The organism is Frigoribacterium sp. ME-P-080, assembly GCF_030209595.1.
Classification (GTDB): domain Bacteria; phylum Actinomycetota; class Actinomycetes; order Actinomycetales; family Microbacteriaceae; genus Frigoribacterium.
The window spans coordinates 740,726-759,704 of sequence record NZ_JARVRR010000002.1; the positions used below are offsets into that span (position 1 = coordinate 740,726).

General features: G+C 71.2%; 19 protein-coding genes and 1 tRNA gene. 11 read left to right on the forward strand and 9 right to left on the reverse strand.

What is annotated here, in order from left to right; all coding sequences use genetic code 11:
* Positions 1-52: 52 nt before the first annotated feature.
* On the forward strand, positions 53-358 hold the full coding sequence (locus QRN23_RS04950) for a helix-turn-helix domain-containing protein (RefSeq protein WP_056048603.1): 306 nt from the start codon (positions 53-55) through the stop codon (positions 356-358).
* A 50-nt stretch (positions 359-408) separates the two neighbouring features.
* On the opposite strand, the gene QRN23_RS04955 is transcribed toward QRN23_RS04950, so the two are convergent.
* The 5 genes from QRN23_RS04955 to QRN23_RS04975 all read right to left on the reverse strand — a co-directional run bounded on the left by QRN23_RS04955 (position 409) and on the right by QRN23_RS04975 (position 3,989).
* Positions 409-570 carry a hypothetical protein gene (locus QRN23_RS04955; protein WP_285062748.1) on the reverse strand — a complete coding sequence of 54 codons (162 nt, stop codon included), beginning with the start codon at positions 568-570 and terminating at the stop codon, positions 409-411.
* A gap of 272 nt (positions 571-842) precedes the next feature.
* A complete protein-coding gene (locus tag QRN23_RS04960) occupies positions 843-1,646 on the reverse strand; it encodes a hypothetical protein (protein WP_342211740.1) in 804 nt (267 codons plus the stop codon).
* 9 nt (positions 1,647-1,655) lie between these two features.
* On the reverse strand, positions 1,656-2,417 hold the full coding sequence (locus QRN23_RS04965; RefSeq protein WP_123571534.1) for an ABC transporter ATP-binding protein: 762 nt from the start codon (positions 2,415-2,417) through the stop codon (positions 1,656-1,658).
* Entirely contained in the window at positions 2,417-3,214 is a 798-nt protein-coding gene (locus tag QRN23_RS04970; protein WP_285062749.1) for an ABC transporter permease, read from the reverse strand. The genes QRN23_RS04965 and QRN23_RS04970 overlap by 1 nt, the downstream gene beginning before the upstream one ends.
* Positions 3,215-3,275: 61 nt before the next feature.
* Positions 3,276-3,989 carry a phosphocholine cytidylyltransferase family protein gene (locus QRN23_RS04975; RefSeq protein WP_159827048.1) on the reverse strand — a complete coding sequence of 238 codons (714 nt, stop codon included), beginning with the start codon at positions 3,987-3,989 and terminating at the stop codon, positions 3,276-3,278.
* A gap of 264 nt (positions 3,990-4,253) precedes the next feature.
* On the opposite strand from QRN23_RS04975, the gene QRN23_RS04980 reads away from it, so the two are divergent.
* The 3 genes from QRN23_RS04980 to QRN23_RS04990 are packed head-to-tail and all read left to right on the forward strand — an operon-like array spanning position 4,254 to position 7,493.
* A complete protein-coding gene (locus tag QRN23_RS04980; RefSeq protein ID WP_285062750.1) occupies positions 4,254-5,666 on the forward strand; it encodes an ABC transporter ATP-binding protein in 1,413 nt (470 codons plus the stop codon).
* Positions 5,642-7,207: an ABC transporter permease gene (locus QRN23_RS04985; RefSeq protein WP_192122722.1), complete on the forward strand. Its 1,566-nt coding sequence runs from the start codon at positions 5,642-5,644 to the stop codon at positions 7,205-7,207. The genes QRN23_RS04980 and QRN23_RS04985 overlap by 25 nt, the downstream gene beginning before the upstream one ends.
* A 25-nt stretch (positions 7,208-7,232) precedes the next feature.
* Positions 7,233-7,493: a DUF3039 domain-containing protein gene (locus QRN23_RS04990; RefSeq protein ID WP_056048588.1), complete on the forward strand. Its 261-nt coding sequence runs from the start codon at positions 7,233-7,235 to the stop codon at positions 7,491-7,493.
* A gap of 13 nt (positions 7,494-7,506) precedes the next feature.
* Here QRN23_RS04990 and QRN23_RS04995 read toward each other — a convergent pair whose 3' ends face one another.
* On the reverse strand, positions 7,507-8,757 hold the full coding sequence (locus QRN23_RS04995) for a nicotinate phosphoribosyltransferase (RefSeq protein WP_502874810.1): 1,251 nt from the start codon (positions 8,755-8,757) through the stop codon (positions 7,507-7,509).
* 105 nt (positions 8,758-8,862) lie between these two features.
* On the opposite strand from QRN23_RS04995, the gene murI reads away from it, so the two are divergent.
* The 3 genes from murI to QRN23_RS05010 all read left to right on the forward strand — a co-directional run bounded on the left by murI (position 8,863) and on the right by QRN23_RS05010 (position 11,159).
* On the forward strand, positions 8,863-9,717 hold the full coding sequence (gene murI / locus QRN23_RS05000; protein ID WP_192122720.1) for a glutamate racemase: 855 nt from the start codon (positions 8,863-8,865) through the stop codon (positions 9,715-9,717).
* Positions 9,718-9,789: 72 nt separating this feature from the next.
* Positions 9,790-10,536: a ribonuclease PH gene (gene rph, locus QRN23_RS05005; protein WP_043595412.1), complete on the forward strand. Its 747-nt coding sequence runs from the start codon at positions 9,790-9,792 to the stop codon at positions 10,534-10,536.
* Positions 10,533-11,159: a non-canonical purine NTP pyrophosphatase gene (locus QRN23_RS05010; RefSeq protein ID WP_285062752.1), complete on the forward strand. Its 627-nt coding sequence runs from the start codon at positions 10,533-10,535 to the stop codon at positions 11,157-11,159. The genes rph and QRN23_RS05010 overlap by 4 nt, the downstream gene beginning before the upstream one ends.
* Positions 11,160-11,214: 55 nt before the next feature.
* On the opposite strand, the gene QRN23_RS05015 is transcribed toward QRN23_RS05010, so the two are convergent.
* The 3 genes from QRN23_RS05015 to QRN23_RS05025 form a co-directional block, all read right to left on the reverse strand.
* Positions 11,215-11,922, reverse strand: a complete 708-nt coding sequence (locus QRN23_RS05015) for a DedA family protein (protein ID WP_173152671.1) — start codon at positions 11,920-11,922, stop codon at positions 11,215-11,217.
* Positions 11,923-12,089: 167 nt separating this feature from the next.
* Positions 12,090-12,171 (reverse strand) — tRNA-Leu (locus QRN23_RS05020).
* A gap of 55 nt (positions 12,172-12,226) precedes the next feature.
* Positions 12,227-13,477: an MFS transporter gene (locus QRN23_RS05025; protein ID WP_123571528.1), complete on the reverse strand. Its 1,251-nt coding sequence runs from the start codon at positions 13,475-13,477 to the stop codon at positions 12,227-12,229.
* 39 nt (positions 13,478-13,516) lie between these two features.
* On the opposite strand from QRN23_RS05025, the gene mnmA reads away from it, so the two are divergent.
* From mnmA to gatC, 4 genes are all read left to right on the forward strand, one after another.
* Positions 13,517-14,647 (forward strand): tRNA 2-thiouridine(34) synthase MnmA, encoded by a 1,131-nt coding sequence (mnmA, locus tag QRN23_RS05030; RefSeq protein ID WP_123571527.1) that lies wholly within the window; start codon positions 13,517-13,519, stop codon positions 14,645-14,647.
* A 10-nt stretch (positions 14,648-14,657) separates the two neighbouring features.
* The gene (gene ligA, locus QRN23_RS05035; RefSeq protein ID WP_123571526.1) at positions 14,658-17,009 is read left to right on the forward strand and encodes an NAD-dependent DNA ligase LigA; all 2,352 of its coding nucleotides are present in this window, start codon (positions 14,658-14,660) and stop codon (positions 17,007-17,009) included.
* Between the two features lie 281 nt (positions 17,010-17,290).
* Positions 17,291-18,571 (forward strand): alpha/beta hydrolase, encoded by a 1,281-nt coding sequence (locus QRN23_RS05040; protein ID WP_285062753.1) that lies wholly within the window; start codon positions 17,291-17,293, stop codon positions 18,569-18,571.
* 106 nt (positions 18,572-18,677) lie between these two features.
* The gene (gene gatC, locus QRN23_RS05045; RefSeq protein ID WP_159827032.1) at positions 18,678-18,977 is read left to right on the forward strand and encodes an Asp-tRNA(Asn)/Glu-tRNA(Gln) amidotransferase subunit GatC; all 300 of its coding nucleotides are present in this window, start codon (positions 18,678-18,680) and stop codon (positions 18,975-18,977) included.
* Positions 18,978-18,979 lie beyond the last annotated feature (2 nt).

Here is an 18,979-nt window from a genome sequence, read left to right on the forward strand (position 1 = left end):
CTCGGTGCCGTGGACTCTGGATGTCAGACGCTGAGCAGCGTATCCATGAGGCATGCCTGAACCGACGTCCGCCGCCGCCCGCCTCTTCGGAGAACGCATCCGTGACGAGCGTCTGCGCCTCGGGCTGAGCCAGGACGAGGTGGCGCACCTGGCGGGCATGAACGTGTCCAACTACGGAAAGATCGAGCGCGGCATCGGCAACCCCGTGTTGCACACGATCGTCCGTCTCGCCGTCGTGCTCGGGGTCGACCCGGGCGTGCTGGTCACCGACCTCGGGGCCGATCACCTGCCGCCCGTCCTCGAGGCCTTCACGGCTGCGGACTACGTCGCCGAGAGACGCGCTCGGCTCAGCAGCTGACCCGCCACCTCACGGGAAGGGCTCGTCGGCCAGGGTTCCGTCGACCAGGCTCAGAAACTGAACCGCCAGAGGTACTCGTCGCCGCCGGGCCGGAACCATCGCACGACGGCGATCGCACTCCGGCTCAGTTCGACGCCCAGCACGCAGAGGTCGACGGACTGGGCGGGGTCGAGTCGGGTGGTCGCGACGGGGACGAGGAGCCCGGTGCCCACGAGGGTGACCCTGACGCCCGTCACGGTCTCGGGGGAGTCGTTGACCAGCCGGTAGACGCGGGGTGCGCGGGAGCGGTCGAGGCTGAAGGGACGGTGTAGGCAAGGATCGACGTCGTCATGTCGTCGACCCTAGGAGCGACCGACGCGGGTCGACGCGCGTTCTTGTGGACGACGGCTGACTGGGGAGGACCCGTCAGGGGCCGGATCGCCGCCTCGCGCGAGGCCCGCGTGGCCGCCTCGCGGACGCCGGGTCGCCCTGGCGAGGGGAACGGTCAGAGCGACAGGTCGAGGGGGAATTCGGCAGGGGCCGCACCGAACGCCGTGCGGGCCGTCGTGACGACCTTGCGTCCGAGGAGGTGGTTGCCCGTCCCTCCCACGACGGCACCGATGCCGAACGGAAGGGCCCTGCCGAGGACCGAAGCCCCCTGCGACGCGGCGAACCGTCGGACGAACTGCTTGCGGATCGTGTCGGTCAGGCCACTCATCGCCGCCTTGGGCAGTTTCGAGGTCACGAGCTCACCCCAGAACGCGGTCCTGGCCGGGGCCGTCCCCATGGCCTCGCCCGCGAACTGTCGGACGAGGCTGGCACCCGGGCCGCCGAGCAGCATCGCCATGACGAGGGCCCGGGCGCGGTCGGGGTCCGAGACGGCGATGCCGTGGACCTCGGTCACGGACTGCGCGAAGAGGGCGCTCGCCTCGAGGAAGCCCGCGGTCTCGACACCCGAGAGGGCCAACGACACGCCCCAGCCGACACCGGGGATCACGGCGCTGGCCCCGACGGCGGCCCCGCCGGTCGTCACCGCGGCGAGGTACTCGCGTTCGAGGATGGTGATCAGCTTCTGTGGCGTCGCCTTCTTGTGCCGACGGCGCAGCGTGGCGACGTGCTTGACGACCACCGGACGTTGGACGGCCAGCAGCTTGTCGAGACGGCGCACCCAGGCGGTGTCCTCGGACCTGTCGGGCGCGGACGTCTGGTAGTGGTACTCGGTCGAGTTCCCGGCGTCACGGGCGACGAGTCGTCCGTCCGCCGTCGAGGCGTCGTGGTCGGGGCTGTGGGGCTGACTGCGTTCGGGCACTCCTCGACCCTACGCCGAGGGGCGGGGAGGGTGATCGGTGGCGTACCGGGCCAGGGCGTCGTCGAGTGGGCCGTCGAACACCAGGGCGCCCTTGTCGAGGTAGAGGCCCCGTCGGCAGAACCGTTTGAGGTCGCGTTCGTTGTGCGACACGAGGAAGAGCGTGCGACCGTCGGCGAGCATCTCGCCGATCCGGGCGTAGCACTTCTCACGGAATGCCTTGTCGCCCACGGCGAGCACCTCGTCGACCAGCACGACGGGCTCCTCGAGCCGCGAGATGACGGCGAACGCGATGCGGACCTTCATTCCGCTCGAGAGGTGTTTGTAGGGCGTGTCGACGAAGTCGCCGATCTCGGCGAACTCGATGATCTCGTCGAAGCGCCGGTCGATCTCGGGGCGGGACATGCCGTGCAGGCCGGCGGTCAGGTACACGTTCTCCCGGACGGTGAGGTCGGCGACGAAGCCACCGGTGATCTCGATGAGCGGCGCGACGCCGCCCGTCACCTCGACGGTGCCGGTGTCGGGCAGGATCACCTCGGCCACCAGCTTCAGCAACGTCGACTTGCCCTGGCCGTTGCGTCCCACGACGCCGATGGCCTCGCCCGGCTGCACCTCGAAGCTGATGTCGCGCAGGGCCCAGAACTCGCCCGGCCGGGACCGCCTGCCGCTGTCGGCGAAGAGGTCCTTGAACGACCGTCGGCCACGTCGGTTGCGGCGGAAGCGGATGCCGACCCCGTCGACGCGGATCACGGGGCGAGGTCCGGCGACGGTCATCAGATCTCCTTCAGGACGGCACGTTCGCTGGCTCGGAAGACGAGCAGCCCGACCGCCAGGACCACGACGCACACGCCTCCGCCGACCAGCACCTCGGTGAGGTCGAACTGTTCCGGGAAGAACGCCGACCGGTAGAGGCCGAAGATGCCGCTCAACGGGTTGAACGCCGCCAGCAGGTGGAGGCTCTCGGGGAGGTCCTGGGTGCCGTAGATGATGGGCGAGGCGTAGAAGGCGAACCGGAGGGCGAGCTTCGTGGCGCGCTCCAGGTCGCGGAAGAACACGACGAGCGGCGCGACGATCAGCCCCACCCCGGCGACGAGCACGGTCTGCAGGACCATGGCCAAGGGGAAGAACACCACCTGCCACTGCAGGTGCGCGCCGCCCACGACGGCGAACAAGGCCAGGACGGGAAGGCTGAGGGTGAACTCGATTCCCTTCGAGCCGACGAGCCGGAACACCCAGATCGTCCGGGGGATCTTGGTCGACCGGACGAGCTTCGCCTCGCGGATGAACGCCCGGGTGCTGTCGGACACCGCCCCGTTGAACCACATCCAGGGCAGGAGGCCCGAGAGCAGGAAGACGATGTACGGCTCGTCGCCGACCGACCGCTTGAACACGACCGAGAAGACGAAGAAGTAGATGCCCGACATGACGAGCGGGTCGAGGATCGACCAGAAGTAGCCGAGCTTCGACGTCGAGTACCGGACCTTGAGGTCGCGGCTCGTCAGCAGCCACAGCGTCTGTCGGTACCGCGCGAAGCCGCTACGACGGGGCCGTTCGGCCAGGTCAGTGCTCACGGACGTCCTTCTCGTTCAGGACACCAGGCACCGGCGCGCAGCCGTCGGGAGACGGCTCGGTTCAGACGAACAGGTTCGCGCGCTCGAGGTCTTCGGCGAAGTCGACCTCGACGGCGTAGAGGTCGGAGATGTCCACGGGCTCAAAGCGTAGCCCGTCCTGGCCGATGGCCAGTTCGATGCCACGCTCGAAGTAGTCCTGGTTGTCGACCTTCGAGAGCTGGTGCATGAGCGTCGCCTTGTCGGCCTTCGACACGAAGTTGATGCCGACGGCCTCGCCCAGACCACCCTTGACCTGCTTCGACAACTCGGCGATGTAGCCCTCGGCGTCGGTCGTGTACTTGACCTCTTCGTCGGACACCTTCGAGGTGTTGACGGTGACGAACGACTGGTCGTCGCGGACCAGGCGGGCCGCGCGAGTCAGGGCCGTGGGGTCGAAGACGACGTCGCCGTTCATCCACAGGACGCCACCGGAGGCGCTGGCCCGCAGGGCGCGGAGCAGGCTCTTCGACGTGTTGGTCTGGTCGTACATCTCGTTGTAGACGAACGAGGCCGACGGGAACGCCTCGACGATGTGCTCGAACTTGTAGCCCACGACGACGGTCACCCGTGCGTCGGGCCCGAAGGCGGCCCGGATGTTGTCGAACTGCTGCTGCATGATGGTGCGGCCGTCGTTGAGCTCGGTCAGTGCCTTGGGCAACGAGCGGCCGAGGCGGCTGCCGAGCCCGGCGGCCAGGATGACGATCTGCTGGCGGTGGTTCGTGTCGTTCTTGCTCACGCTGGTCTCCTCACAAGGGGCGAGCCCATGCGGGACGGGCTCTGCGGTGGCCCCGGCGGTGCGGACCGGACCCGTCTCTGGGTGCGATTCGCCTCGTGTTCGAGCGGTGTTCACCGCGGAGCATCGATCTGGACACGTCGTCGTGCTGTTGCAGACTACCCGATGGGGCCAGGAGCGGCCAGGGACCGTGCCCGAAGCGTGTCCGTTTCGTGATATGAGTCACCCGTCGACCGGTCGGCGTCGCGGCCTTGGTACGGTGGGGCGATGGCTGGACGGCGCGAGGACGAAGTGGGTGACATCGCCCCCGACTCGACACCGGGTGACGACACGGTCGGAGCGGTGGGCGCGTCCGACCAGGGGGAGAACACAGTGGACGACGACTCGACGACCGCGGGGGACGTGGCCGAGGGGACGGCTGAGTCGACGGAGGCCGCGACGCCCCGCGTCCCGGTGACGAAGTCGTCGACCGCGCGCAAGCCCCCGGCACCCCGGAAGCCCGCGTCGCCCCGCAAACCCTCTCAGCGCACCGCCGCCGACCGGTCGGCGGCGGCCAAGAAGGCAGCGGCGACCCGTGCCGCGAACGCGCGCGCCCGGGCCGAGGCGGCGGCCAAGGCCGCGGAAGAAGAGGTCGTCGCCGAACTCGCCGACGCGGGTGCCACGACGGACGGTACGGTCGTCGTCCCCGTCTCGGCCGACGACTACTTCGGCGACGCCCTGACGGCCGAGGAGGAATCGGCGGTCGCCCCGGACGACGCGCTCGCCGCCGACGCACCGACGACCGCCGGCGCGACCGCCCCGGCCGACGAGGCCACCGTCGAGGTCCCCGAGGCCGAGACCGAGGCCGACGACGTCGAGGCCGCCGAGGCCCTCGACAGCGAGGGCGACGTCCGACCGACCCGTCAGGTCGACGTCGAGGCGCCCGTCGTGCTGTCGATCTCGGGGCTCATGAAGCGCTACGGCGGCACGGTCGCCGTCGAGAACGTCGACCTCGAGGTGCGGGCCGGGTCGTTCTACGGCATCGTCGGTCCGAACGGGGCCGGCAAGACGACGACCCTGTCGATCGTGACCGGTCTCCTGCGTCCCGACGCCGGCACCGTGACCGTCCTCGGGGCCGACGTCTGGCGCGACCCGGCCGCAGCGAAGCGGAGCCTCGGCGTCCTCCCCGACCGCCTGCGGCTCTTCGACCGGCTGACGGGTGCCCAGCTCCTCTACTACTCCGCGACCCTGCGGGGGCTCGACGGCGTGACGGCGCGCAAGCGCTCCTCCGACCTCGCCACCGCGTTCGGGCTCCACGACGCGCTCGGTCGTCTCGTCAGCGACTACTCCGTGGGCATGACGAAGAAGATCGCCCTGGCCGCCGCGATCATCCACTCGCCCCGGGTCCTCGTCCTCGACGAGCCCTTCGAATCGGTCGACCCCGTCTCGGCCGCGACCGTGACGGACGTCCTGCAGCGCTACGTGGCCGGGGGCGGGACGGTGCTGCTCTCGAGCCACAGCATGGACCTCGTCGAGCGCATCTGCGACAGCGTCGCGGTGATCGTCGACGGCCACGTGCTCGCCAGCGGCACGGTCGACGAGGTGCGGGCCGGACGCTCCCTCGAGCAGCGGTTCGTCGAGCTCGCCGGCGGGCGCGCGGTCACGGAGGGCATGGAATGGTTGCAGAACTTCTCCGACTGAGGCTCCAGACGATCGGCAACACGGTCCGCTTCGGGCCCCGCCGACTGACCGTCGCCGTCGCGTCCGTGCTGGCCGTGTTGATCGCGACCATCGCGGTCGCGAGCCTCGTGAGCGGCCTGCGTGATGCGCCCCTCGACGACGTGCGCGCCCTCGCGGTCGGCGGGGGAGCCCTCTTGCTGGTCGGATTCGCCGTCGTCCCCTTCGCGACCGTCCGTCCTGCCTGGAGCGACCCCCGCCGCCTCGCCGTCCTCGGCGTGCCCGAGGGGCGGGCGGCGATCGGACTCGCGCTCGGTGCCGCGGTCGGACTCCCCACGCTGGCCCTGCTCGTCCTCTCGACCGGATACGTCCGGGCCTGGGGCGAGGGCACCGGCGTCGCCGCCGTCGCGGTCGTGGGGGCACTCGTCGCCGGCGTCACCGCGCTGTTGCTGGCCCTCGTGGCCTCCACGCTGAACAGCGTCGTCCTGACCTCCCGACGCGGTCGCGAACTCGCACTCGTCGGTGCCGTGCTCGTCGTGCTGCTCGCCGTGCCCGTGGTCGTCGACCTCGTCCGTCTCTCGCTGCCCGGCCGTTCGGGCACCGGCGTCGTCGCGGACGCCCTCGCCTGGACTCCCTTCGGAGCCGCGCTGGCGCTCCCCGGTCACGTCGCCGCAGGTCAGACCGGTCGCGTCGTGGCCGACGTCGCCATCGCCGCCGTCACGCTCGTGGCGCTCTGGCTCGCCTGGCGGGCACTCGTCGCGCGCGCGTTCGTCGACCGACCCGAGCCCGAGGAAGTCGACGACGGCGACGGACTCGGGTGGTTCGAGTACGTCAGGGCCTCGCCGACCGGAGCCGTCGCGGGCCGCAGCCTCACCTACTGGATGCGCGACGCCCGCTACCGCATGTCGCTCGTCATCATCCCGTTCCTCCCGCTGCTCGTCGTCCCCCTCGGCATCGCGGGTGTCAGCTGGAACTGGCTGGCCCTCGTCCCGGTGCCGATCATGTGCCTGATCCTGGGGTTCCTGCCACACAACGACGTCGCCTACGACAGCACGGCTCTCTGGATGCACGTGGCGTCCGACACGCGGGGTCTGGCGGACCGGGTGGGGCGACTCGCGCCTCCTCTGCTGATCGGCGTCCCGCTCGTGGTGCTCGGCTCGGTCGTCGCCACCTGGTTGTTCGGCGACTGGCAGGCCCTGCCGTCCGAGCTGGGGGTCAGCGCCGGCTTCCTCCTCAGCGGCCTCGGTCTCTCGAGCCTGGTGTCGGCCCTCCTGCCGTACGCCACGGTCCGACCGCACGACGACCCGTTCCAGCAGCCGCAGTCGAACGGCGCGACCGCGGCCTGGGCCCAGACCGTCATGATCGGGGGAGCCGTCCTCGCCACCGCACCCGCCCTCTGGTTCGCCGGTCGCGGGCTCATCACGGGCTACCCCGCGGGCGGCACGTGGGCGCTGGTCCTCGGCGTCGGCATCGGACTCGTCGTGCTGGTCGCGGGTGTCGCCCTGGGTGCCCGGGTCTTCTCGCGCCGGGCTCCCGAGCTGCTGGCGTTCGCCCTCCGCAGCTGAGCCGAGGTCGACGTACGATGTCTGCATGACTGACACGCAGACGGGCGGCGGCCTCGACGTCATGGACCGCGAGCTCGAGAAGCTCCTGAACGACGAGGCGATCGACCCGGGCGACCACGAGCGCTTCTCGCACTACGTGAAGAAGGACAAGATCATGGAGTCCGCGCTGAGCGGCAAGCCCGTCAAGGCGCTCTGTGGCAAGAAATGGACGCCCGGTCGCGACCCCGAGAAGTTCCCGGTGTGCCCGACCTGCAGGGAGATCTACGAGAAGATGACGTCCGAGTGACGTCGGCGCCTGATCAGGCGTAGACGGTCGGCACGACAGGCTCGCCACGACCCAGCCGTAGTGCCTGGTCGGGTAGCTCGGCCACGGCCGCGGCCCGGTGGAGGCGCGCGCGGGCGACACCTTCCGGCCCGGTGTGCCGGGCATCGATCTCGCCGGCCGTGACGAGCGGGACGTGCAGCGAACGCTCCCCGGCCGCCGTCTCCGACGACCCGATGCGGATGAGCTCGCGGGTGGCGACCCCGTCCACGATGACGCGCACGGGGGACTTCCGTCCGCCCACGGAGGCCTTGTCGGCCGACTTCTTCGCCACGGAGACCCAGTCGCCGTCGTCGCCGCGACGGGCGACCAGTTTGAAGACCATGCCGGCGGCCGGGTGGCCCGATCCCGAGACGACCGAGGTGCCGACGCCGAACGAGTCGACCGGGGCCGCGCGCAGGGCGGCGATCGTGTACTCGTCCAGGTCGTTCGTGACGGTGATCTTCGCCGCCGTCGCGCCGAGCTCGTCGAGCTGAGTGCGGACCTGCCCCACCAGCGACGGCAGGTCGCCGCTGTCGATGCGCACCGCCCCGAGCGAAGGCCCGGCGACCCGGACGGCCGTGGCCACGGCTTCGGGGATGTCGTAGGTGTCGACGAGCAGGGTGGTACCCGGCCCCAAGGTGTCGACCTGGGCGCGGAAGGCGTCCTCCTCGGTGTCGTGCAACAGGGTGAACGCGTGGGCGGCGGTGCCCATCGTCGGGACGCCCCATGACCGGCCGGCCTCGAGGTTGCTCGTGGCACCGAAGCCCGCGATGTAGGCGGCCCGGGCCGCGGCCACGGCGCTGCGTTCGCCCGTCCGCCGTGAGCCCATCTCGGCGAGCGGGCGACCGTCGGCGGCCGAGACCATGCGCGCCGCCGCGCTGGCCACGGCCGAGTCGTAGTTGAAGACGCTCAGCGCCAGGGTCTCGAGCAGCACGGCCTCGGCGAACGTCGACTGGATGACCAGCAGCGGCGATCCCGGCAGGTAGACCTCGCCCTCGGCGTAACCCCAGATGTCGCCCGAGAACCGGTAGTCGGCCAGCCAGTCGGCGGTCGTCGCGTCCACGACCCCCGCCTCGCGCAGCCAGGCCACCTCGTCGTCGCCGAACCGGAAGTCGGCGAGCAGCTCGAGGAACCGACCGGTGCCCGCGACGATGCCGTAGCGCCGCCCCTCGGGCAGGCGTCGCGCGAACACCTCGAACACGCTGTCGCGGTGGGCCGTGCCCGCCTTGAGGGCGGCCTCCACCATGGTGAGCTCGTACCGGTCGGTCAACAGCGCGCTGGTCACCCCACCAGCCTAGGCTCGCCCGGTCGTCGAGGGGGTCGCGGCTCGCGCCGGGTAGGCTTCGTGGTCGTGACGGACGCACCCATCGGAGTCTTCGACAGCGGCGTCGGCGGGCTGACCGTGTCGAGGGCGATCATCGACCAGCTGCCCCACGAGTCGATCCGCTACGTCGGCGACACGGCCCATTCGCCGTACGGGCCGAAGCCGATCGCCCAGGTGCGCGGCTACGCCCTCGCCGTGATGGACGACCTCGTCGCCCAGGGCGTCAAGTTGCTGGTCATCGCCTGCAACACCGCCTCGTCCGCAGTGCTGCGCGACGCCCGGGAGCGGTACACGATCGGCGCGGGCATCCCCGTCGTCGAGGTGATCCAGCCCGCCGTGCGCGCGGCGGTGCAGCAGACGCGCAACGGCCGCATCGGCGTCATCGGCACCGAGGGCACGATCAACTCGCGCGCCTACGAGGACGCGTTCGCGGCGGCCGCGGGTCTCGAGCTGATCACGCAGGCCTGTCCCCGCTTCGTCGAGTTCGTCGAGGCGGGCGACACGTCGAGCCCCGAGCTGCGGGCCGTCGCCGAGGGGTACCTCGCCCCGCTGCGCGACGCCGGCATCGACACCCTCGTCCTGGGCTGCACCCACTACCCCCTCATGTCGGCCGCCGTCCAGTACGTCGTGGGCCCCGACGTCCGTCTCGTGTCCAGCGCGGAAGAGACGGCAGCCGACGTCTACCGCACCCTCGTCCAACACGGGCTCGAGCGCACCGACCGGGGCGAGCCGCACCACGAGTTCGAGGCGACCGGGCCCGACGAGAAGTCGTTCCTGCGCCTGGCCCGCCGGTTCCTGGGTCCCGAGGTCTCGCGCGTCGGGCACCTCGAGACGGGGGCGATCGAGTTGCCCCCGGGCCGCCGCCCCGTCGACCGGACCTGACCCGCGCCTCCTGCGCCCGCGGGGTCGACGACCCCGCCCGCCACCGTCCATCCCCAGCCGAGAGAAGGCACCATGACCGACACCACGAGCACGACCGTCCGCGCCGACGGGCGCAGCACGACCGACCTGCGCCCCGTCACGATCGAGACCGGGTGGAGCGCCCACGCCGAGGGCAGCGCCCTCATCACCTTCGGCGGCACGAAGGTGCTCTGCACGGCGTCCTTCACGAACGGCGTGCCCCGCTGGCTGACCGGCAAGGGCAAGGGCTGGGTCACGGCCGAGTACGCGATGCTGCCCCGGGCCACCAACTCGCGCAACGACCGCGAGAGCGTCAAGGGCAAGATCGGCGGTCGCACGCACGAGATCTCGCGCCTGATCGGCCGCAGCCTCCGCGCCGTGGTCGACACCAAGGCCCTCGGAGAGAACACGATCGTCCTCGACTGCGACGTCCTGCAGGCGGACGGCGGCACCCGCACCGCCGCGATCACGGGTGCCTACGTCGCCCTCGCCCAGGCGATCGAGTGGGGGCGCGAGAAGAAGTTCGTCGGGCAGAAGGCCACGCCCCTGACCGACAGCGTCTCCGCCGTCTCGGTGGGCATCATCGACGGCGAGCCGATGCTCGACCTCGCCTACGTCGAGGACGTCCGGGCCGAGACCGACATGAACGTCGTCGTCACGGGCAGCGGATCGTTCGTCGAGGTGCAGGGCACGGCCGAGGGCGCGCCGTTCGACCGTCGCGAGCTCGACTCGTTGCTCGACCTCGCCGTCGCCGGCGCCGTCGACCTGAGCCGCTTCCAGCGCGAGGCCCTCGGCCGATGACCCGCGTCGTCATCGCCACGCACAACCAGGGCAAGGTGGCCGAGCTCCGACAGCTGCTCGCCGAGACGGCGCCGGGCGTCGAGCTGGTCGCCTACGACGGCCCCGAGCCGGTCGAGGACGGTGAGTCGTTCGCGGCCAACGCCCTGATCAAGGCGCGTGCGGCAGCACGTCACACCGGGCTGCCCGCCCTCGCCGACGACAGCGGGATCTCGGCGGCGGCCCTCGGCGGGGCTCCCGGCATCCACTCGGCGCGCTACGCCGGCACCCGCGACGCGGACGACAACATCGACAAGCTGCTGGCCGAGCTCGACGGGGCCGACGACCGCTCGGCGTGGTTCTCGTGCGCCGCCGCCCTCGTCGTGCCGCCGCCCGTCGGTGCCGAGGGGCCCGACGGGCCGCCCGAGGCGAGCGCGTGGATCGAGCACGTCGAGTACGGCGAATGGCACGGCGAGGTTCTGGAGGCGCGGGTCGGCTCGAACGGGCACGGTTACGACCCCGTGTTCCGCCCCGCGGGCGAGAGCCGCAGCGCGGCCGAGCTCACCGCGGACGAGAAGAACGCCGTCAGCCATCGCTCCCGGGCGTTCCGGGCGATCGCGCCCCGGGTGGCCGCGCTCGCGGACTGAGCCGCGCGCGCCTCCTCGGGGCCCTCGGCCGGCGGGCGCCTGGTGCCCGGGGTGGTCAGGCGTCGTGGGGCGCGGACGAGACATGCGGCGTCTCGACCTCGCCCGAGGCCTCGGCCTTCTTGGCCTGGTGCACCCCGTGGAAGTAGTGGATCGCGATGGGGATCACCGTCGCCAGCACGGCCCCGAGCAGGATGAGGTCGATGTACGAGCTGACGAAGTCCGCGACGGGCGGGATGTGCCCGATGCCGAAGCCCGCCAACGTGATGCCCATGCCCCAGACGACGGCGCCGACGGCGTTGAACAGCGAGTACCGCCGGTAGCTCATGTGGCCGACTCCGGCCATGATCGGAGCGAAGGTGCGGATCACCGGGACGAACCGGGCGATGATGACGGCCATCGGGCCGAACCGCTCGAAGAAGGCGTTCGTGCGGTTGACGTTCGCGACGCTGAACAGCCCGCTCTCCTTCCGTTCGAAGATGCGGGGGCCGACCTTGTGGCCGATGAGGTAGCCGAGCTCGCCGCCGGCGAACGCGGCGATGCTGATGAAGATCGCGATCAGCCAGATCGGCAGGCCGAGGGCGCCGGGGTTCGTCGCGGCGAGGATGCCCGTGATGATCAACAGCGTGTCACCCGGGAACAGGAAGCCGATCAGCAGGCCCGTCTCGGCGAAGACGAGCAGGCAGACGCCGAGCACGGCCCACGGTCCGAAGGACGTGAGCAGGTACTCGGGGTTCAACCAGGGGATGGAGACGAGGGGCAGCATCGGGTGTTCTCCGGTCGTGGTGGCCGGCCTGCCGGTCTCGCTCAGGGTACCCGTGCGGGTGGAGGGACGTGAACCCTGGCGGGAGGGAGCACGTCGAAGTCGTCATCTGTGCGGGAGAAGGGACGTGAACCCTGGCGGGAGGGGGCACGTCGTTACGGCGCTCTTCGTGCGGGAGAAGGGACTTGAACCCTCACGCTCGAAAGCACAGGAACCTAAATCCTGCGTGTCTGCCAATTCCACCACTCCCGCGGCAGCACCGAGTGTACCGACGGCGACCCTCGGCGGGAACGGGGACGAGGAGGCGCTAGCGCTGCGAGCGCGGCACGTGCGGTGAGTAGCGGGGCACGTAGCGCACGAGGATCGCCGCACCCACGAGGCCGAGGACGCCCATCACCCCGCTGGCGAGCGAGATCGACACGACCGCGGTCACCCCGGAGATGAGCAGGGGCGCCGCAGCGCTGCCCGCGTCGCCGGTGAAGCGCCAGGCGCCGAGGAAGGGGGCGGGGTCGCCTTTGTCGGCCAGGTCGGCACCGAGCGTCATGAGGATCCCGCTGCCGACGCCGTTGGCCAGGGACATCAGGATCGCGACGGCGACGAACCATCCGACCCTCGCGTCGAGGTCGTGCGTGACCGACAGGGCGAGGTACGAGAGTCCGAGGCCCACCATGCAGGGGACGGCGCTCCAGAGGCGCCCGAAGCGGTCCATGATCTGTCCGCTCGTGTAGAAGAGCGCGAAGTCCACGGCGCCGGCGATGCCGATGATGATCGCGGTCTCGGACGCCCCGAGGCCGATGCTGACGGCCCAGAGGGGCAGCATGACCTGGCGACCGGAACGCATGGCGCCGATCAGGGCCGCCCCGCTGCCGAGCTTCAGCAGCACGCCTCGATGACGCCAGAGGGTCGCGAAGAGGCCGTGTGCCTCCCGGGCGACGAGGTCGGCGCCGTCCTCCGTGCCGCTGCCGGGCCGGACGCCGAAAGCAGCCGACGGGTCGCGCAGGACGAGCAGCGCGATCGCCGCGCCCAGGCAGCCGACGATGTGGACGACGAACGCCGATTGCACGGACCCGGTCAACTCGATGACCCCGGCCGAGAGGAACGGGCCGACGAAGTAGCCGAGTCGGAAGACTCCGCCGAGGCTCGAGAGCGCCCTGGCGCGGATCTCGACGGGCACGAAGCTGGTCATGAAGGCGTGCCGTGCGAGGGCGAAGACCGCGGTCGCGAGGCCGATCACCAGCACGCCGACGGCGAGGACGATCTCGTTCGGCGCCAGCAGACAGGTGACGAGTCCGCCGATGCTCACGAGCGAGGCACCGATCATCGCGGTGCGCTCGCCGATGCGGCTGACGAGCCATCCGCTCGGGATGTCGCCGATCAGCTCGCCGACGAGGATGAGCGCGGCGACGAAGCCGGCGAAGGGGAGCGAGGCACCGAGCTCGCTCGCCACGACGGGGATGATCGGGATGATGGCCCCCTCGCCGATGGCGAAGAGCGCCGCGGGCAGGAACGCCGCGAGGGCCACCGACCGCATGCTGAAGGCGGGGGAGGAGGAAGACATGTCGCTCGCCACCCTAGGCCCGCTGCGTACACTTGTCGGATGAAGGTCTTGGCAGCGATGAGTGGTGGAGTCGACTCGGCGGTGGCCGCGGCGAGGGCGGTCGAGGCGGGCCACGACGTGGTGGGCGTGCACCTGGCGCTCAGCCGGATGCCGGGGACGCTCCGCACGGGCAGCCGTGGCTGCTGCACCATCGAGGACTCGATGGACGCCCAGCGCGCCGCCAACAAGATCGGCATCCCCTATTACGTGTGGGACTTCTCCGAGCGCTTCAAGCTCGACGTCGTCGACGACTTCGTCGCCGAGTACACCGCAGGCCGCACGCCCAACCCCTGCATGCGCTGCAACGAGCGCATCAAGTTCGCCGCCCTGCTCGAGAAGGCGCTCGCGCTCGGCTTCGACGCGGTCTGCACGGGTCACTACGCGACCATCGTCACCGACGACCGGGGCAACCGAGAGCTGCACCGCGCCTCCGCCTGGGCGAAGGACCAGTCGTACGTGCTGGGCGTGCTCACCGCCGAGCAGCTCGCGCACTCGATGTTCCCGCTCGGGGCGACGCCCTCCAAGGCCGAGGTGCGGGCCGAGGCCGCCGAGCGCGGCTTCAGCGTGGCGTCCAAGCCCGACAGCCACGACATCTGCTTCATCCCCGACGGCGACACCCGCGGGTGGCTCGCCGAGCGGGTCGGTGCCGAGACGGGTGAGATCCTCGATCGCAGCGGTGCCGTGGTCGGGTCGCACGAAGGGGCGCACGCCTTCACGGTCGGCCAGCGGAAGGGCCTCAACATCGGCTTCCCGTCCGACGACGGGAAGCCGCGCTTCGTGCTCGAGGTGCGGCCGGTCGACAACACGGTCGTCGTCGGCCCGAAGGAGGCCCTCGACATCGCCGAGATCGCCGGCGGCTCGTACACCTGGGCCGGGCTCGCCCCGGTCGACCCGACGGTCGCGTTCGACTGCGACGTGCAGATCCGTGCCCACGCCGACCCCGTACCCGCGGTCGCGCGGGTGTCGGAGGTCGAGGGTAAGAAAGAACTCGTGATCACACCTCGCGAACCCCTCAACGGCGTCGCCCCCGGGCAGACCGCCGTCGTCTACGTCGGCACCCGCGTCCTCGGTCAGTGCACGATCGACCGCACGGTCAGCGCCGTGCCCGTGCCCGCAGTCGTCACCGTCTGAGGCGACCACGATGAGCGAGACCGGCGACGACGCCTCCGCCTCCGGGCCCGCGGTCGAGACCGACGGCGTCCCCGACGACCTGTCCCAGGCGCGAGACGAGGCCGAACGTCTGACGACCCGCATCCTCGAGCTGCGTGACCAGTACTACGAGGGCAACGGCTCGACCGTCTCCGACGCCGACTACGACGGCCTCGTGCGACGCCTCGACTCCCTCGAGCGGGCTCACCCCGAGCTGCAGAAGCCCGACAGCCCCACGCAGACGGTCGGTGGCCGGGCCGAGACCACGCAGTTCGCCCCGGTCGAGCACGCCGAGCGCATGCTCAGCCTCGACAACGTGTTCAGCGACGACGAGCTCGCCGAGTGGGCGGGCAAGGTCCAGCGCGACGCCGGGGCCGAACGCGTGCGGTTCCTCACCGAACTGAAGATCGACGGCCTGGCGATCAACCTGCGGTACGAGGACGGCGTGCTCGTCACCGCCGCCACCCGCGGCGACGGCGTCGTCGGCGAGGACGTGACCGGCAACGTGCTCGCCATGGGCACGATCCCCGAACGGCTCGAGGGCACCGGCCACCCGCCGCTGGTCGAGGTGCGAGGCGAGATCTTCTTCCCGGTCAGCGAGTTCGACGAACTCAACGCCCAGCAGCGCGAGGCGGGAGAACGCGTCTTCGCGAACCCCCGCAACGCCGCCGCCGGCTCGCTGCGTCAGAAAGAAGAGGGCAAGAGCCCCGAGAAGCGCGAGTTGATGCACGCACGCCTGCGCCGCCTGCGGATGCTCGTGCACGGCATCGGCGCCTGGCCGGTCCGCGAACTCGAGCGGGCGACCGAGGTGCGGTCGCAATCCGAGGTCTACGACCTGCTGGGCGGGTGGGGCCTGCCCATCTCGACCCACTACCGCGTCTTCGACACCGTCGACGAGGTCGAGGCCTTCATCCACGACTACGGGGTGCGGCGCTCGTCGGTCGAGCACCAGATCGACGGCATCGTCGTCAAGGTCGACGACCTCGCCCTGCACGAAGAGCTCGGGGCCACGAGCCGGGCTCCGCGGTGGGCGACGGCGTTCAAGTACCCGCCCGAAGAGGTCAACACGACGCTGCTCGACATCGTCGTCAGCGTCGGACGCACGGGCCGAGCGACGCCCTTCGCCGTCATGGCCAAGGTCGAGGTCGCCGGCAGCGAGGTGCGCCAGGCGACCCTGCACAACCAGCAGGTCGTCAAGGCGAAGGGCGTGCTGATCGGCGACACCGTCGTGCTGCGCAAGGCGGGCGACGTCATCCCCGAGGTGCTCGGCCCGGTCATCGAACTGCGCGACGGCACCGAACGCGAGTTCGTCATGCCCGTCGACTGCCCCGAGTGCGGCACCCCGCTCAAGCCCGCCAAAGAGGGCGACATCGACCTGCGCTGTCCCAACGCCGAGAGCTGCCCTGCCCAGGTCCGCGGACGCGTCGAGCACATCGCGTCCCGCGGCTCGCTCGACGTCGAAGGCCTCGGCGAGGTCGCGGCGGCCGCGCTGACGCAGCCCGTCGAGCCGGCCACGCCGCCCCTGCGCACCGAGGCCGGCCTCTTCAGCCTGACGATGGCCGACATCTTCCCCGTACGGGTCGTCGTCCGCGACACCGAGACCGGCATGCAGAAGCTCGAGGCCGACGGGCAGCCGAAACTCGTCACCCCGTTCCGCCGGAAGCGCGCCAAGCGCGACGGCGCCTTCGACCCCTCGGCCACCGAGTTCTCGGGTGACGAGACCTCGGTGCCGTCCAAGACGGCGATCGAGATGCTCGCGAACCTCGAGAAGGCGAAGACCAGCCCGCTGTGGCGGTTCCTGGTCGGTCTGAGCATCCGACACGTCGGGCCGGTCGCGGCCCGGGCGCTGGCCAACCACTTCGGCTCGCTCGACGCCATCCGAGCCGCCTCGCGGGACGAGCTCGCGGCCGTCGACGGCGTGGGCGGCATCATCGCCGATGCGCTGCTCGCCTGGTTCGACGTCGACTGGCACGTCGAGATCATCGATCGGTGGACGGCGGCGGGAGTGCAGTTCGCCACACCCGGTCATCCCGGACCGGGTGCCGCCGAGGCGGCGGGTGGCGTGCTCTCGGGCGTGACGGTCGTGGCGACCGGGAGCCTCGAGGGGTTCACGCGCGAGGGCGCACTCGAGGCCATCGTCGAGGCCGGCGGCAAGGCGGCGAGCAGCGTCAGCAAGAAGACGGACTTCGTCGCGGCCGGACCCGGCGCCGGATCGAAGTTGACGAAGGCCGAGCAACTCGGGGTACGGATCATCGACGCGGAGCAATTCGCTGTCCTCCTTAAGGAGGGCCCGGCAGCTCTCGTTGTCCCCCAGGTGGGGGACGAGGAGACGCCGGAATCATGATTTCCCTGGTCAGGGGCACTTTCGTTTCCTAGGATGTGAGGACGTGTCGTTCTCCAGCAGTAGGGAGCCGGGGTACAGGCACGTGACTAGGGGGAAGACCCGACGTGCTGTTCCTCGCTGCAGCAATGCTCTCTGCCTCGGTGCATCTCGCCGGGGTGGCCGACGCTCCAAGCGTGTCCTCGGCGACCGCCGTGACGCTCGACCGCCCGGCGACCGGATCACCCGTCGGGGCGTCGCCGGACAGCGTCCCGGGAGTCGCACCGGTACGGGACGGTCGTGCCGTGCCCGAGCTCGACGGCTGCCGGGGGATCGAGGCGACCGCCTTCTCGGCCGAGGCCTGCCTCGACCAGCTGGCCCGCGCCTCCTCGGCCGGAGTCGAGCGCTTCGCCGACACCCTCGACGCCGACGGTGACGACGCGACGGCGCTGACGGCGGCGCTCGGCGAGCAGGTCGCGCCCGAGGTCACGGCCGCCTGGTGGTCCGGGCTGGACGACGGTCGGCAGGCGGTCCTCGCGCGCAGCGTGCCGGGCGTCGTCGGCAACCTCGAGGGCGTCCCGTACTCGGTGCGCGACACCGCCAACCGGCAGCTCCTGCGGTACGCGACGGGCGCCGTCTCGCAGCGGATCGGTTCGGACGACGAGGAGCCGGGTGACGCCCGTCGCCTGGCCATGCTCCAGCAGGTGCGGGCGACGCTCGACGGGGCGACGAACGACGTCCCCTTCGCCGGGGAGGCCGACCGACACCTCGTGGCGCTCGACACGGTCCTGCCCGGACGCGCGGCCGTCACCGTCGGCGACCTCGACACCGCCGACGACGTCAGCGTGCTCGTCCCCGGCATGCTGTTCACGGTGTCCGACCAGCTCGTCGACTGGACCAACACCGCCGGCGCCCTCCACGACGAGCAGGCCACCTGGGCGACGTTGCTGGGCCGCGGCGGCCCCGGCCCCGTGCCGACCGTCGCCGTCGTGGCCTGGATGGGCTACCAGACGCCCGACCTGACCAACTTCTACGACCTCGGCCTCGCTCGGCAGGGTGCGTCCCACCTCGTGGACGCGCTCGACGGGCTCGACGCGGCCCGGGCGGACGACGAGCCGCGGGTGTCGGTCATGGCGCACTCGTACGGCTCGACGACGGCGACGATCGCCCTGTCGTCCGGACGCGTGTCGGTCGACTCGCTGGTGCTGCTCGGATCGCCCGGCAGCGTCGTCTCCGACGCCGGGGAGCTCGCGGTCCGCGGTCACGACGTGTACGCCGCCGCCGGCAGCTTCGATCCCGTCGCCGGGAGCGGCTTCTTCGGGGCCGACCCGGCGACGGGCGCCTTCGGCGCCGTCGTGCTGCACCTGAGCGGTGGAGCCGACGCGGTGACGGGACACGCCCTGGCCTCCGCCCTCGGTCACAACGACTACTTCCGGGCCGGCACCGAGTCGATGCGCAGCCTGGCCCTCATCGGGCTCGGGCACGGCGCACTCGTCGACGGTCGCACCGGCCAACCGGGCGAGGGCGGTCCGGAGGCGCCCGCCCTCACGCTCGTGCGGCCGCAGGACGTCTACTTCCGCGACTGAGGGTCCGACGCCGCGACCCCCCACGACCCCGCGCGTCGGTGCCGCCCCGTAGAATCGTGCGGTACCGCCGCCGCGGTACCCCCGCACGACCACGTGAGAGAGAAGCATGTCCGAAATCACGCGCGAGCAGGTGCAGCACCTCGCCGGTCTCGCCCGCATCGCCCTCACCGAGGCCGAGATCGACACGATGACCGCCGAACTCGGCCACATCGTCGACAGCGTCGCCAAGGTCCGAGAGGTCGCGACCGACGACGTCCCGGCGACCAGCCACCCGATCCCGCTCGAGAACGTGTTCCGGCCCGACGTCGTGGGCCAGACGCTCACGGCCGAGCAGGCCCTGTCCGGCGCCCCCGACCACGACGGCTCGCGCTTCCGGGTGAGCGCGATCCTGGGAGAAGAGCAGTAGCC

What these genes read in the sequence shown, in the direction of transcription:
- rph (WP_043595412.1), top strand. Translation starts at nt 9,790, where the DNA reads ATGACCGACACCACGAGCACGACCGTCCGCGCCGACGGGCGCAGCACG.
- QRN23_RS05015 (WP_173152671.1), bottom strand. Translation starts at nt 11,922, where the DNA reads ATGCTGCCCCTCGTCTCCATCCCCTGGTTGAACCCCGAGTACCTGCTC.
- QRN23_RS04965 (WP_123571534.1), bottom strand. Translation starts at nt 2,417, where the DNA reads ATGACCGTCGCCGGACCTCGCCCCGTGATCCGCGTCGACGGGGTCGGC.
- ligA (WP_123571526.1), top strand. Translation starts at nt 14,658, where the DNA reads ATGAGCGAGACCGGCGACGACGCCTCCGCCTCCGGGCCCGCGGTCGAG.
- QRN23_RS04950 (WP_056048603.1), top strand. Translation starts at nt 53, where the DNA reads ATGCCTGAACCGACGTCCGCCGCCGCCCGCCTCTTCGGAGAACGCATC.
- QRN23_RS04990 (WP_056048588.1), top strand. Translation starts at nt 7,233, where the DNA reads ATGACTGACACGCAGACGGGCGGCGGCCTCGACGTCATGGACCGCGAG.
- QRN23_RS05010 (WP_285062752.1), top strand. Translation starts at nt 10,533, where the DNA reads ATGACCCGCGTCGTCATCGCCACGCACAACCAGGGCAAGGTGGCCGAG.
- gatC (WP_159827032.1), top strand. Translation starts at nt 18,678, where the DNA reads ATGTCCGAAATCACGCGCGAGCAGGTGCAGCACCTCGCCGGTCTCGCC.
- QRN23_RS04980 (WP_285062750.1), top strand. Translation starts at nt 4,254, where the DNA reads ATGGCTGGACGGCGCGAGGACGAAGTGGGTGACATCGCCCCCGACTCG.
- QRN23_RS04985 (WP_192122722.1), top strand. Translation starts at nt 5,642, where the DNA reads ATGGTTGCAGAACTTCTCCGACTGAGGCTCCAGACGATCGGCAACACG.
- QRN23_RS05025 (WP_123571528.1), bottom strand. Translation starts at nt 13,477, where the DNA reads ATGTCTTCCTCCTCCCCCGCCTTCAGCATGCGGTCGGTGGCCCTCGCG.
- QRN23_RS04995 (WP_502874810.1), bottom strand. Translation starts at nt 8,757, where the DNA reads ATGGTGGAGGCCGCCCTCAAGGCGGGCACGGCCCACCGCGACAGCGTG.
- mnmA (WP_123571527.1), top strand. Translation starts at nt 13,517, where the DNA reads ATGAAGGTCTTGGCAGCGATGAGTGGTGGAGTCGACTCGGCGGTGGCC.